The following is a 13,429-nucleotide window of genomic DNA, read 5'->3' on the forward strand; positions in this document are numbered from 1 at the left end:
GGGTAGTGCCTTTTTTTTTTTTTTTTTCTGTCCCCCTTTCTTTAATCTACTTCTAACTTTCGTCCCTCTGGACGCACTATTCCCACATGGGTTACATACGAACCAGCATTATAGGTGGAATGGAAAAACACCAAGTCCCCAGCCTTTGCCTGCGAGAGTGGAAGATGTTGGGTAGCGTCATACTGTGCTTGTGCTGTTCTCGGTAAGGAGATACCAGCTTTTCCATAGCACCATTGCACAAGTCCGCTACAATCAAAGGAAGTGTTCGGGTTACTGCCACCATACACATACTTCCAGCCTTGATATTTCAACGCTTCATTCATAATCGCTTGTGCCGTCGCATTATCAAAATGTGCCACAGTCAGATATTGATTGACTAATTCCACATAGAACATATTTCCATAGCCATACCGCCAGCCCCCGTTCTTCGCAACGGCTATCGGGTTCGTATAGGTTACTTTCTTTCCACCCGATTTCTCACGGGCGAAGCTCTCTGCAAGATTAAAAGTGTGTTTCTTTCCTTTTCCTGCCACATATCCCACATAGCCACCGCCATAGTTATAGGACTGTATCGCTACATTCAAATCGTCGATACCTTGATTTTTGCAGGAAGAAAGCAGGGACGCAAAATACTTACACCCCTGCTTGATTGAGCTTTCCGTATCTAAAGAGTTAGGCGGTAAACCAAGACTTTCCGAACTCTGCATAACATCTTCTGCCGTACCGCCACTTTCTACCCGAATGATAGCAAGTAGCACATTGACATACTCGGAGATACCGTATTCTCTGGCGTATTTTTCTACCATAGGCTGATGTTTCAAGACTTCTGCGGATAAGTTCATACCCGTAATGCCGGAAGAAAAGTTGCTGTTCTCGTCGTCGCTGTCCGCACTAATCAAAACACCAAAGAACAGCACCAGCGAAAAGAGGATAGGAAACAGACTGCCAATGATAGCGATATGTTTCAGTTTCATTTTTTCTTCTGTCCTTTCTTCGTTACAAGGTTACGGGTTTTCTCTGTGGTCTGCTGGTTCTTCTGGACGCTCTGCGTCTGTTGAACCTTTGTCCTGCGGTCTTTCGTGTAATTCTGTCGTGTTTCCTGCGATACCACTTTTTCTACATTCTGCCTATGTACTTGCTGTGCAGGCTGGGTCGCTTTCTTATCAGAAGCACCAGAAGATAACGGACGCTCTTTGATAACATTTATCTTGACTGGCTCACTTATCTTTGAAGTGGTCGCTGTGGCAGGGCGTTTGACTTCCTGCATTTTTTCCATGCTCGGCTTTGGAATGGTTGAAGCTGTGGCTGGTCGCTCATGGGGACGGGTAGCTCCCGTTGTCGCTGATCCGTCAGCCTTTCGCTGTGCCTGCCTTGCTTCTTGTGCCTTTTGAAGCTCCATACGCTTATCAGCGATATTTTTCCTATGCTGTTCCTGCTTTTCCAAGCGTCCCGTCTGTCTGGACTGCTGTTCCTGCACCACGCCACGCTTGAAGTCGGACACGCTGGACTTTGCCTTTTCCTTTGCAGAATACACCGCATAAGCGGTCTGTGTCGGTATATCCTTGATATTCTCTTTGACAGCGTTTGCCTTGTCTTTCGCTTTATTTTTCGTATCTAAAACAGCTCCCACCTTTGAGCCTGCACGTTGTCCCATGCTGGAAGTGGTATTGCCCCGATTTTCTTTAGAAGCTGTATTTTTTCTTTCCGCCCGTTTGCCAGCAACGGCACTTCCAGCCACCGCACCAGCTACACCGCCCGAAATACCGCCAGCACTTACTGCCCTTGCAATACGGTGTTCCATACGCCTAGCTCTATGTCGCATAAACAGATACGGTCTGCGGAAAATTCTTCGTCCCATACTTTGACTGTCGTTAGCGTTCAAAGAGAACATACTCATTAAGTCGCCCAGCTTCATATAAATACCAGCGAAACATACTATCTGCAAGAACGCTACCATAAAGAACGGGTAGTCCGTGGAAATGTTATAAAACATACTGGAAATACTGAACGCCACCGTTACAATGAGCGTTATTCCTGCCCGTGTCATAATGGTATTAAACACCCTCACGATTGCCTGCTTTGCCATGCTTTCATAACTCGGTATCATAGAGAGCAGGAAACTAATAGGCAAGAACATAGCGAAGATAATAAAAAGTATCTGGCTAAACAACATCATGCCCGTAAGCAAGAATACAAATATCGTGATACCTAAGTTGAAGAACAGCAGGAAGAACACCATACCTAAACGGTTTACCACCTGCGGTATCGTCAGATTGTTGTTGTCGTTGTCCTCGATTTCTGTTTTCACGACTTCCTCTCTAGTCTTACCGTCCTCGTCCTCTGGACTTGCTGATACAAGAGCTTCTACACGGTCTGTCCCGATTTCCTCTGCGTTGCAGTTACCGAATTGAAGCAAGAGCCACGGCTGTTCCACTTGAATAGAAAATAAGCTGTCCCGTATCAAGTCCACGCTGTCCTTGCCCTCGCTGTCAGAGTTGGGGAGCATGATTTTTGTTCCCAAGTCCAAAGAAGCGGTACTGATGTCTGATGAAAATTCATTTATCTTCTTGATGTAGTCGGGAGCGTAGGCAATAAAGGAAGCGGACAGCACGAACACCACCACAAAGTTGATAACAGCGTGAAGTGCCTTGCTGGTTTCCCGTTTTATCAGTCCCGTATAGGCTACATAAAGTCCCACCACTAAGATAATAAGAAGCAGGAAACCAACATAAAAGCCCGTAGAAGAAAAGCCGTTCTGCGTTACGCCTGCAAGGGTCTGTATGCTTTTTCCGATACTGTCTGCCATGTCATTGATGAAGTCCAGCTTATAGGCTTCCTGCACCACATAGCCCGTGGCATTGCTTAAATAAAGGCTTATCGTCCAGACAAAGTTGGTAATGCAGTAAAGCCCATACTGCACCGATTTTCCGATACCGTCCAGCCAGTTCCACGGAAGCCACGACCAACTATTATCCACATAAAAATCAAGCTGGTAATTTGACAGCGGATATTTTGAATATAGATTTTCTGCGTTTATGGTATCGTCCACAAGCCCCGTTGCATGAGCCACCGTCCCCAGAAGCGAAAGCAGGATAAGGGAGAGTGCCACGACAAACAGAGCCATTTTGAGAAAGTGGAAAATCTTCTTTTTTGTGAACGCACCTTTTATCCTTTCTTTCATCACTCCACCTCATTTCTCTGCACGGGCGGTCTGGTATCAAAGGCGTGTAGCAGTTCTTCAAAGACGGGGTGTATCTGTACCACGCCGACACGTCCGTATAAGTCCTGCAATAAGCATTGTCCGTTCTCCAAATCACGCAAGCGTTTCTGGTTGTTCTCGTCGTCCTTGTCGATACCGAAAAATTCTAAGGTCTGCTTTATCTCGTTAATATCCGTGCTTCTAAATGCAAACTTCAAGCCGATATTGTTTTTCAGACTTTCCTTTGACACGTCCCCAGAGGATTGTGTAACAAAATAAACGCCTGCCTGCATAGCCCGTCCAGCACGAACCAGCTTGTTAGAGAGCGTTTCTCCTTGTGCCACATTTAAGAACGCCCACGCTTCGTCTAAATCGACAATCTTAAAAATGCTTCTGTCCGAATGGATAAAATCAAGGGCAAAGGTACTAATCACAATCAGCATAGACACCGACAATAATTCAATGGTCGTGTATTCCTCAAAGGTCGTGTCCTTATCTGGCAATACAAGGTCGGCTACTTGAATGATATTGAGCTGGTTATCCAGACTGATAGCATTTTCTACCGTACCGTCTGAAAACAGCAGGTGTGCAAAGTCGTAGTCCGTGAAGCTGTCGATATGGTCTGCGATATTTCTTGATACTGGCGTATCTTCACGGCGTAGCTCGTCTATCACATGGAGCAAGCCCCGACTGTCGCTCTGGGTAACGGCACGCACCGCTTTACGAAGTGCGGGGAATTTTTCGCCGTCCCTAGAGGAAATACCCGTTAAAAATGTCAAGATGTCGATTGCCAGACTTTCAGCGTCTTTTTCATTCTTCATAATCACGAATGGGTCAAGAAGTCCTGCATTGTCCTTGTCGCTGGTAAGATTTACGATATTGATTTCATGGGCTATCTCTGGGAGCGTTTCTTTCCAGTTGCCACGCTCTGATTTTGGGTCTAAGATAACCGCTTGTCCCCCAAAGAGAACAGAGTAGTACACCAGAAGATTGTTGCAGAACGACTTCCCACCGCCAAGCGAACCGACAAAAGCAGAAGCAAGGGCGTTGGTAACTGTGCCTTTTACGCCCTGCGAAGCTAAAGACGGTTGCAGGTACACATTTCTTCCCGTATCAACGGAATATCCCATATAGATACCCGTAGTTTCCCCTAACTGCTGGGTTGCTCCAAAGCCAAGCCCAGCTAAAAAATCTGATTTTACATACTGCACATAATCATTGATATATCGCTTGCTGGCTGGTAAAAATTCAGAATGAAGCCCCAGCATATCCCCAGCAGGACGTACCAGTTTTACATTGAGGTCGTCGTAAAAGTCCTTGACTTCATCACAACGGCGTTTCAGCTCGTCAAGATCGGGTGCAGACACCCGTATGACGTAGCTTAACTTATACATACTTTCTTTGCTCTGGTCTAAATCGGTTTCCAGCTCGTCCACGCTGTCTAAAGCGTCCACCACATTTGAGCTGGTTTCACTTCCTGCTTGATAAGCGTGATTGTCAAGGTCTTTCAATTCCTTTTTCTTATTGCGGACGGTTGTTAATGCTTTTCGGTTCTCCACGATTTCTACATTCATGGAAGTATCAACGGGAAAGGTAAATTGCTGTTGCTGGAAATAGAAGATTTCAGAGGACGGAAAATCCAGCTCGCCGACAATCGCATTGACGGTAAAGTAGGACACATAATTTTCCTTGTCCTCATGTTCCAATCGTAAATACCGCTGGCTTTCCTCAATCACACACCTTGTCGGACGGATAAGGTCATAATATTTTATCAGCGTTTCTTTCTTATAGTTCTTCTTTGGTAGCTGGTACGCATAATCTTCATAGGCGATACCGTCCCTGCCGTAAAGATGTTCCATGAGATACCCAAAGTCATTGATTTCCAAGCGACGCACCTTAAAGCGACGGGAGATTTTATTTTCCAGTAATTTTTCCATTTTCATGTAACGGTTGATTTCATCATTCGGCATGGAAACAAAATCATTCATCAGCGTGTGGTTCACTTCATGGAGAAATTCTTTGAACGTCAGCCATGCCGATTTTTTGATGTTCTTCAGATTGAACTGTTCTTCCGTAACCATGAGCTTAAAGCCAAGAAAAAAGCGGTAGTCCACTTGATTGTCCCCAATCATAGATACTAACGCTTCGGTCTGCTCGTCTATCTTCTGGCAGGCAACTTCCTTTAATTTTCCAGTTACCAGTTTCTTTGACTGCTCCTGCATACTTCGTATGGAGCTTTCCGTGGCAATCTGCAAGGCATGAATTTTACCCTCACGGGATTGTGCGATTAGCTGGCGAAAGCTGTCATGCACAATAAATTTCTGCTCTGCGGATAAGAAAGAATAGTTGTACGGTATCAGCTCATAATAGGCAAACACTTCATTGTCCTTGTTCCAGACAAGGTTATTGTCAATATATTTTATCGGGAACATCGTTCACACTCCTTACTGCCGTGATTGTTTCATTCAATATCTGCTTATGCAGTTTTACGGCTTTTCCTGCATAAGTGATTTTCGGTCGCAGGGCATAGGTTATTTGCGATTTCAAAAAGCTGTACGGCTTCTTTCCGTCAAAGGTTTTCTGCGACATAAACCAAGTGAGAGCAACGGGAATACCGAAATATTTGAGAAATGCTCCCTCAATCATGGAAAGTGGGGGAATATCCCCAAACAGAATGATGATAAATTCTGTAAGCACAAACCATGTAATCTGTGTAAAAGTAACGGGAAAGGGCAGGTTAAAGTCATTGATTGCATACAAGACTTTTTCCACGTTCCAGATACCCGTATAAGATTTAATTTTTTTCAAGTTCTTCCAGCTCCTTTCGTAAATTTCTAAATGGAAAAGGACAGCCATTTTCAGACTGTCCCTCAATATAAAATCGCTGTCAGTAGCAACAGTTCTTGTTGCTGATCTTCCAGCTTATCGTTTGATTTCACACATACCGTACCTTGTTTTTACAAAATAGTCTTGAATTTCAATATCTCTGCCATAGGCTTCACAATCTATGTAATGGAAAAAGGCAGGCGGTATTTCCCCAAGTACATTTTCTTCATAAATCTTCTGATACGCAACATCTTCCATTGTTTCACACCCCGAATAGCAGATAATATCGCCAATATGGTCTGCCAGTTCTTCAAGGTCGCCATAGTAGGAAATAAAATCGTCAAGATTATCTAACACTTCCTCTGGAAAGTCTTGTATCAGCTCATAGATACGGTTTAGTTCTTCTATGGACGTATATTCTTCCAACTCGCAAGGGAAGTTTTCGCTATCGTGGATAACGTATTCTTCATAACGACCATTCAGCCCGATACGCTCTGCGATTTCTTCCTCGTCGAGTGGAAAATGAAACCACGCCCCTTTGACACCGCCCTCAACATAATCCCCTAAATTTGCGATATAGACTGCCATATCATCAACGCTCATTAGACCACCTCATTTCTATGGAAGTTCGTAGATACCGTGTTCCGTTTCTATGAATTTTCCATTGTCGTCAAGATACTGTCCGTAGGCTTCAAAATTGAAGTATCGGACTAGGCGTTCGTCAATCTCTGCAAAGGCAGGGTCGTTGTCTAGCAGATGTTTCGCCACATCAGCCATGTTCTTACACCATGAATAGTGGATAATGTCGTGTCGGTGCTGGTGCAGTTCCTCAAGGCTGGTAAAGTGGCACATCAGCTCCCCGTAGTCCTCTTTCAAATCGGCTGGCAGGCTTTCATAAGTGTAGTAAAAATCATTGAGCCTATCCACCGTAGTATCTTCGTCCACTTCCTCGGCAAAGGGCAGTTCCTTTTCTGTGATACGGTAATCATTGCTTTCTGCGTCCACGCCCAGCCTTTCAGAAAAGAGTTCCTCGTCAATCGGCAGGGTAAACCATGCGGATAGTATATCGCCCTCGACTGTTGGGACAGCTTCAATCTGTACTCTTAATTCATACATTGTTTTTCACTTCCTCTCTGTTGTTTCATAACTGCCTGTAATATCTGGTAGGACATACCAAAAACATAGACAGAAAAATCTTCCAGTTGTTTTTTAGGATAGTCGGCAGGGCTCAGCCGTTTCATTTACTGCCATACTTCACGCTTGTAAAAGGGCATGTCGGAAAGATATTCACAGCCGACTTTTGCCTGCATATCCTTAAAAATATCGTTCATTTCATCACTCCAATCTGATTTTTAGGTAAGAAAAAAGCAGTCAATCCTAAGACCAACTGCTTTGTGTGTATGGATATGAAATTGTTTTTAATCTTGAATAGGTATCCAAATTTCAATAACTGAATTATCTCTATTCCAATGGAAACGGTAATCATATTTTTCAAAGTGCAGGATAATATTTTTTATAGGGGTATATGGTGTATTAGGAATAATTTCCTGATAAATTTTTCCATAAGTTTCATATATTTTTTCCATAGCACCAATATGTTCCACAACCAAATATTTATAAGACGGTATTTCTTTATACAGAAAGCCCTCTGGGGTAATGGTTCTTTGGGGAATAGAACAGAAATAATAAAGTTTTCCATTTCTTCTTTCCATAAAAGCATATTTTACCCAATTTCCCGATTGTGAAAGATACGCTTTTTTCAAACTACTGTTAAACTTTCTCCAAAACTGTGTACTAATCTGAATATTCTTTTTTTGATAATTAGTCAGTTCTACTTCTTGCCCAATAACTGCAAATGCGTTTAATTCCTTTATAGAAAAATTTATCATTTTACCTTGTGAGCAGTGATAACGGTATAACTGTACGCATTTACTGTTATAATACAATTATCAATCGTTATATACCAATTTTTTCCTTTTCTTGTGATTTCCGCATTAGAAAGGCTAATTTTTTCTTTGCACCATTCAATTACATTTTCTACATTCAAAGATAAGTTCTTTTTAATTCTAATAACGCCAAGTTCAGTTGTGTGAAGTCTTCCTAAGTTTTCCAGTAATTCATTTTCCATATTTTGATACCTCATTTTTCAGCAATTTATTTGTATGTTTTATATCCCAATTATAACATTCTCATATCAGCACTACAATAAATTTTTATGCACCGATGATTTTGTTAAACAACTCTAACAGTACATCTTTTACACCGCCAGCATTGAATACCAAGCCGACAGCAATTAAGGCAACTACCAAGAAGCCGATAAGTTTGGAAAACTCACGCTTGAAACCTAAGTAGATACCGATAACCACGATCGCCATAAGCACTAAGCTCTGTGCATTTGATAAAAACCATTGATATATGGATAGGTAAGTCCCTGATATTATAAATATCTCAAACTTTTCCCCCCATTCACACGGAGCGTGCGACTTTCACCGCACTCCGCGTTCCATCGTGTTTATATTGAAAAGTATTTATGTAGTAAACCTATATCAAGTTTATTTCTTGATTGCCAGCTAATACTCTATATTTATTTAGTCTTATGAGCTGGACTTTGTTTAGCTCTAATAGAGCTATGTATTTCTGTATAGTTTCTTCTGTTTTAGCGTGTATCAGACGGTGTATCGCTTCTTTGACTAAAATAAGGTTTTTAAAATCATCGTTTCCACCTGTTTCTGTTGGAATAATGTGGTGGCAATGTATTTCATTGGCTTGTTGAAATTCTTTCAAAGTTATAGCACATTTTCCGTGTTGAGCAGAGAATAGCGAAATTCGATTGTCTGCGTATTCTATTGTGCGATTTTCCAAAGATAGTTTCATCAACTGATACATCAGTAATTTATCAACACTTAGATTAGTATGAATAAATTTTCGTCCCTCTGGAGTGTAGCAGTTTGCTAAATACACCTTTGCCATTGGTTTTCTGTGTTGGATATATCCAACAGGGAAAATAGGTTCGCCCTCGCCAGCCACATATCGAAGCATTTTAGATTTACCATATCTTGTTGCTTCCTTAGTTGTAAGTTGTCTGCCTGTTTTTCTCAATCTGCCCTTTTTGCTTGCACCTAATCTGCTAGTGAAGATAGCCATTACAGCTCTGTTAAGTTTCATACAATCCAGATTTACATTTGTTGCAGTCTGATAATAATTTTGCATACCTAACACCATTGAATTATAAAGCCTTGTTTCCTCTAATTCCGTTTTCCCTTTTGAGGGAGAAGCAATTTTCTTTGCCTGTGATACCAGCTTTTCTTTCTGACTCTTGAACTGCTTATCACTTATATGTGATTTAACAACTAACTTCTTTCTTCTCGGTATCATTTTAATTTTGAACCCAAGAAAATCGGAATATCTTTTTCTAACATTTACAATTCTTGTCTTTTCTTGTGATACTTCCAATTTTAATCGTTGCTCAATCCATTGAGTGATTGCTATTTTGGTTTTTTCGGCACTTTCTTTGTAGCGACAGAAAACTCTAAAATCATCTGCATAACGAACAATATACATTTCCTTTAACTTTGTTTTCTTCATCTCTTTGTAAGCGTTACTTTTGCATGGACTACCGCTTTTATTGATATGCACCACATAGTTTTTAGTAACTGGATTTTCCTGCCATTGACTTTCTACCCAATGGTCTAGCTCATTAAGAACAATGTTTGCTAGTAGTGGAGATATAATTCCACCCTGTGGAGTTCCTTTATCTGGATATATTATTGTGCCGTTGGGCATTTTGATTGGAGCTTTCAATATCCTTTTCAAAATAAATATTAAGTGCTTGTCCCGTATTCCCATAGCCCACACTTGTTTTATCAGTTTGGAATGGTTCACGTTATCAAAAAATCCCTTAATATCAAATTCAATCACATAATGCAGTTGGCTAATTTGCAGGCGATTATAAGTTGCTTTGATTGCATTTTCAACCGACCTATTAGGTCTGAAACCGTAGCTGTTTTCACTAAATTTGGCTTCGCAGATTGGTTCTAGCACTTGTTTGATACATTGTTGTATAAGCCTGTCCCACATACAAGGAATACCTAGGGGTCTGGTTTTCCCATTTGGTTTTGGTATTTCTTTTCGCCTTACTGGCTTAGGTCGATACCCGTGCGGAGTGCCTGCGACAATATATCTTACCTTTTTGACAACTGTTTCTGCTGGCAATTTGCCAATATCTTTAATTATTGTACCGTCTGTTCCTGCTGTCTTACTGCCTGCATTTGCTTTGATATTTCGATATGCCAGTAATATATTTTCTCTCGATAGGATAATATCCATAAGATGAGTGAAAATATCTCCATTCTTACTTTTGGCATATAAATCATCAAAGGTGTTTTGCATTTCGTAATATTCAGCGTGTCTTAAATCTTCTACACACAATGTTTCATTTTTATTTTTAGGCATAAGGCTTCACTCCTTTGCTTGAAATTGAGTGAGCTTTTTTATCTTACTCGTAATCCTTATTAAAACAACATAATACTTTTCTAATATATACACGACTTGAGGGTATTCCTCCATTCTCATTACAAGAATTTCTTAGGTTCGCCCTCTGCTTTTCAGCATTGGTTCAACTGCTTATTGTTCTTCGTCAGCTTATTCTCTTGATGAGAACCCAATACCTTTCCTCGTTCCGATAATCTTATCTATACATATATATCCTTAGGTCACTAGCTATAAGCCTGCTGGCTTGATACCGCCTGTAACGTTATATGGCATTTCATAACCTATATTCTTACTTTGCCACACCAGCTACGATTTCTCGTACCTTTGCATTTCTACAAAGTACAAATTTAGACCCGTACATTCGCTGTTTCGTCAGTCCCTTGTGGAACATTCTAACCATAGATATTTTATAGACCCCCGACCTGTTGGATACGCTACCCACCTCTGGATAGTTTTCGATAGAAGATATATGTTCATCAACTATTACGGTATCTTTCAGCCGTCTTTACCGAGCTTCAAACATTCTGAGTTTCCTCATACAATGCTTGTCGGAGGCTCAGGGCAGGCGTTTCAGAGCGTTACTTCATCATTCCACCTGTCAGATTATCAGTTCTCCTAATAACCAAACTTTTTCGTTCTTTTATTAGTGCCTTAGCTTTTCACTAAGGAACGAGTCGCACACAAATTTTGTCCGAAATTCATTTAATTGTCCTCACTTTCTTCTAATTGTTTCGTTTCACAGTCAGCTTCTTTGCCGACATTCAAAATACACATCAAGACTACGCCGATACCCATTCCCATAGATACCAGCAGGAAGTCTTTTAATAATACCCACATTTTTTATCACTCCTAACTTTCCACCAAATCTTTTGCAGGGGTCGTCTGCTGTTTGATTATCATTTCATGCTTTTCTGTGAGCTTTGCCTGCTGTTCGATTGTTTCCATGTAGTCTGTACCGTTTCCCTTATCAATCTTTTTCAGCATTTTCAAGGTTGGTGCTACCTGCCTTTGTACCCACCGCAATGTACGGTCTAAGGTGTAAGGCTCTGGCTTTGTCGTCAGCTTCAAGCTCTGTCTGTTATCGCCAATAAACCAAGCCCAGCGGTCATTGAGTTTCCAGTCATTTTTTCGCTTGTCTGGTTCTTCATCAACAAACCGCACATACTGATTGATGATAGAAAATGCGGTCTGCTCTGCGTCATAATAAGTCAGCAAATCTCGTACTGCATAATAGGCTCGTTCATTCCGAAGCCGTATCTCAAAACGGTTGATAATGTCTGCTTCTTCCAGCGGTGTCCCTAACTTGACGTACTGCTCATAGTCCTTTTCATAGATACAGAAATATACATCAGATTTCAGCGAACCAAGATAAAGGGTACGTCCCATATATTCTCTGTCGTCCTCTCTGTGCTTGATAAGCTCGCCCGACTGATAAAACTTATAGCTTCTGGACTTTCCAATATATTCCCGTTTCCTGCATTTTTCCGCAAGCTCTGGAATATCCAAAATGCCCGTATGGTCGTTGATAGCAAGGTCGATACGCTTCATCACGCCACCGTCTACGAGTGCGTCCATGAGAAAGTCATACCAGCTTCTTTGTTGTGCTAACAGGTAACTTTCAAACTGCCTGCAACCACGCCCCTTTAACTCTAAAAGGACACCTTTTTCTTCGTCAGCCGACGTATAGATAAAGATGTCCCCTAAAGAATAATGCTCCGTATAACTGTAATGTCCGTAATCTTCATGGAGCATATAATTGATATTCAGTTTTAATATATCTTTGATGATGTGCTGTATATCCAGCGTGGGAAAACGAATTTTCACATAATCAAACAGCATGGTAAGCGGTGCTTCTGGATTGAACCTTGCCAGTTCCTTATGCAGAGTTTCCAGAAGTTCCTTTGACGGCTTCATTTTTCCGCTTTCTATCTTGTTGAGATATTCCCTTGTGATACCAGAAGCCACCGCCAGCCTGCCTTGTGAGATACCGTAAGCAATCCGTTTCTCCCGTAATTCTTTTATCCATTGTTCTTCATTCAGAACCATACCCCCAATCTGTAAAGTGTGAAGTTTTTTAAGACGACTTCACAGTCGATTTTTGCTAGGAAACCATGCCAGAAGCCTTATGTTTCCTATGTTTTTTGTCTTTTGTCCATTTGCAAACGTACCCCTCTGTTAGATACCGAGGGGTTTTACCTGCTGGCGTGGCTGACGCCACACCAGCAACGGCTAGTCCGTGCCGTCGCCTTTCGCTTCGCACGTCGCCGTCCCGTCCTGCCTTGCTTGTGCAAGAGAGCCGATAGTCTGCAAAAAATCATGTCCTTTCGGGACTAAAGGCGTGTAAAACTCACTGATAACGCTTGTTCCCACATCACAATAGCCACGCCCCTTGATACGCTTCTGAAAAAACTGTTTTTTCACATCTGAACCGAACAGCATACCGTAACCTAATTCGCTGATACGCCCCAAGCCCACACGGAAATTGAAGTTATCTCTGATACCGTCCGAGAAATACTTTGCGTCTGGACGCTGGCAGGCAACGATAAGGAAATAACCTGCTTGTCGTCCTAACATAACGATTTTCTTTAACTGGCTAAGTAAGCTCACACTTTCTTTCGTCCCCAGCATTTCAAAAAATGCTACATATTCATCAAAGATAAGAAAGCAGGGTGGCAGTCCCAGATAGGCATAGTTTTCGCCCGTCTTATAGTTCGGGTGTTGCTTCATTTCCTCACTTCGCTGTACCATGCCCTCATAAAAGGCATTGACACAGTCTATCATTTCTTCTTTGGTGTGATACACATTTCCCATAACTGTTCCTAAGTCTGCTAAGTCCGATAGCGATAGGTAACTCTTTGATGTTATCTCCAAGTTTTCCCCCGCTTCACACCGTACATGAAACTTTCGCTTCAT

The 13,429-nt window shown here is 41.7% G+C and carries 11 protein-coding genes and 3 pseudogenes; all 14 read right to left on the minus strand.

Annotation, left to right across the window (positions count from 1 at the left end):
• Positions 1 to 59: 59 nt before the first annotated feature.
• Positions 60 to 974, minus strand: a pseudogene (locus ACESSZ_RS15265) (bifunctional lytic transglycosylase/C40 family peptidase); the annotation flags it as partial.
• The gene (locus tag ACESSZ_RS15270) at positions 971 to 3,181 is read right to left on the minus strand and encodes a CD3337/EF1877 family mobilome membrane protein (protein ID WP_343018106.1); all 2,211 of its coding nucleotides are present in this window, start codon (positions 3,179 to 3,181) and stop codon (positions 971 to 973) included. The gene ACESSZ_RS15270 and the pseudogene ACESSZ_RS15265, both read right to left, overlap by 4 nt.
• The gene (tcpF, locus tag ACESSZ_RS15275; protein ID WP_343018107.1) at positions 3,181 to 5,631 is read right to left on the minus strand and encodes a conjugal transfer ATPase TcpF; all 2,451 of its coding nucleotides are present in this window, start codon (positions 5,629 to 5,631) and stop codon (positions 3,181 to 3,183) included. Before tcpF ends, ACESSZ_RS15270 begins: the two co-directional genes overlap by 1 nt.
• Complete coding sequence (locus ACESSZ_RS15280; protein WP_002606086.1) at positions 5,609 to 6,007, minus strand: conjugal transfer protein; 399 nt, start codon at positions 6,005 to 6,007, stop codon at positions 5,609 to 5,611. The genes tcpF and ACESSZ_RS15280 overlap by 23 nt, the downstream gene beginning before the upstream one ends.
• 114 nt (positions 6,008 to 6,121) lie before the next feature.
• Complete coding sequence (locus ACESSZ_RS15285) at positions 6,122 to 6,628, minus strand: antirestriction protein ArdA (RefSeq protein ID WP_077735153.1); 507 nt, start codon at positions 6,626 to 6,628, stop codon at positions 6,122 to 6,124.
• 15 nt (positions 6,629 to 6,643) lie between these two features.
• Complete coding sequence (locus ACESSZ_RS15290) at positions 6,644 to 7,141, minus strand: antirestriction protein ArdA (protein ID WP_002606084.1); 498 nt, start codon at positions 7,139 to 7,141, stop codon at positions 6,644 to 6,646.
• The gene (locus tag ACESSZ_RS15295; protein WP_425459009.1) at positions 7,129 to 7,266 is read right to left on the minus strand and encodes a hypothetical protein; all 138 of its coding nucleotides are present in this window, start codon (positions 7,264 to 7,266) and stop codon (positions 7,129 to 7,131) included. Before ACESSZ_RS15295 ends, ACESSZ_RS15290 begins: the two co-directional genes overlap by 13 nt.
• Before the next feature lie 177 nt (positions 7,267 to 7,443).
• Positions 7,444 to 7,914, minus strand: a complete 471-nt coding sequence (locus tag ACESSZ_RS15300) for a GyrI-like domain-containing protein (RefSeq protein WP_002606082.1) — start codon at positions 7,912 to 7,914, stop codon at positions 7,444 to 7,446.
• The gene (locus ACESSZ_RS15305) at positions 7,911 to 8,153 is read right to left on the minus strand and encodes a DUF3781 domain-containing protein (RefSeq protein ID WP_002303262.1); all 243 of its coding nucleotides are present in this window, start codon (positions 8,151 to 8,153) and stop codon (positions 7,911 to 7,913) included. Before ACESSZ_RS15305 ends, ACESSZ_RS15300 begins: the two co-directional genes overlap by 4 nt.
• An 85-nt stretch (positions 8,154 to 8,238) precedes the next feature.
• Positions 8,239 to 8,463 (minus strand): hypothetical protein, encoded by a 225-nt coding sequence (locus tag ACESSZ_RS15310; RefSeq protein ID WP_032548346.1) that lies wholly within the window; start codon positions 8,461 to 8,463, stop codon positions 8,239 to 8,241.
• A gap of 103 nt (positions 8,464 to 8,566) precedes the next feature.
• On the minus strand, positions 8,567 to 10,477 hold the full coding sequence (ltrA, locus tag ACESSZ_RS15315) for a group II intron reverse transcriptase/maturase (protein WP_499842880.1): 1,911 nt from the start codon (positions 10,475 to 10,477) through the stop codon (positions 8,567 to 8,569).
• A gap of 741 nt (positions 10,478 to 11,218) precedes the next feature.
• Positions 11,219 to 11,332: pseudogene (locus tag ACESSZ_RS15320) on the minus strand (DUF3789 domain-containing protein); the annotation flags it as partial.
• 33 nt (positions 11,333 to 11,365) lie between these two features.
• A complete protein-coding gene (gene mobT, locus ACESSZ_RS15325; protein WP_023921737.1) occupies positions 11,366 to 12,562 on the minus strand; it encodes a MobT family relaxase in 1,197 nt (398 codons plus the stop codon).
• Between the two features lie 183 nt (positions 12,563 to 12,745).
• A pseudogene (locus tag ACESSZ_RS15330) lies at positions 12,746 to 13,429 on the minus strand (hypothetical protein); the annotation flags it as partial.

Origin of the sequence: Eubacterium sp. 3_1_31, assembly GCF_964249515.1 — a bacterium.
GTDB lineage: Bacteria > Bacillota_I > Bacilli_A > Erysipelotrichales > Erysipelotrichaceae > Longicatena > Longicatena caecimuris.

What these genes read in the sequence shown, in the direction of transcription:
- ACESSZ_RS15270 (WP_343018106.1), bottom strand. Translation starts at nt 3,181, where the DNA reads ATGAAAGAAAGGATAAAAGGTGCGTTCACAAAAAAGAAGATTTTCCAC.
- tcpF (WP_343018107.1), bottom strand. Translation starts at nt 5,631, where the DNA reads ATGTTCCCGATAAAATATATTGACAATAACCTTGTCTGGAACAAGGAC.
- ACESSZ_RS15285 (WP_077735153.1), bottom strand. Translation starts at nt 6,628, where the DNA reads ATGAGCGTTGATGATATGGCAGTCTATATCGCAAATTTAGGGGATTAT.
- ACESSZ_RS15290 (WP_002606084.1), bottom strand. Translation starts at nt 7,141, where the DNA reads ATGTATGAATTAAGAGTACAGATTGAAGCTGTCCCAACAGTCGAGGGC.
- ACESSZ_RS15295 (WP_425459009.1), bottom strand. Translation starts at nt 7,266, where the DNA reads ATGAAACGGCTGAGCCCTGCCGACTATCCTAAAAAACAACTGGAAGAT.
- ACESSZ_RS15300 (WP_002606082.1), bottom strand. Translation starts at nt 7,914, where the DNA reads ATGATAAATTTTTCTATAAAGGAATTAAACGCATTTGCAGTTATTGGG.
- ACESSZ_RS15305 (WP_002303262.1), bottom strand. Translation starts at nt 8,153, where the DNA reads ATGGAAAATGAATTACTGGAAAACTTAGGAAGACTTCACACAACTGAA.
- ltrA (WP_499842880.1), bottom strand. Translation starts at nt 10,477, where the DNA reads ATGCCTAAAAATAAAAATGAAACATTGTGTGTAGAAGATTTAAGACAC.
- mobT (WP_023921737.1), bottom strand. Translation starts at nt 12,562, where the DNA reads ATGGTTCTGAATGAAGAACAATGGATAAAAGAATTACGGGAGAAACGG.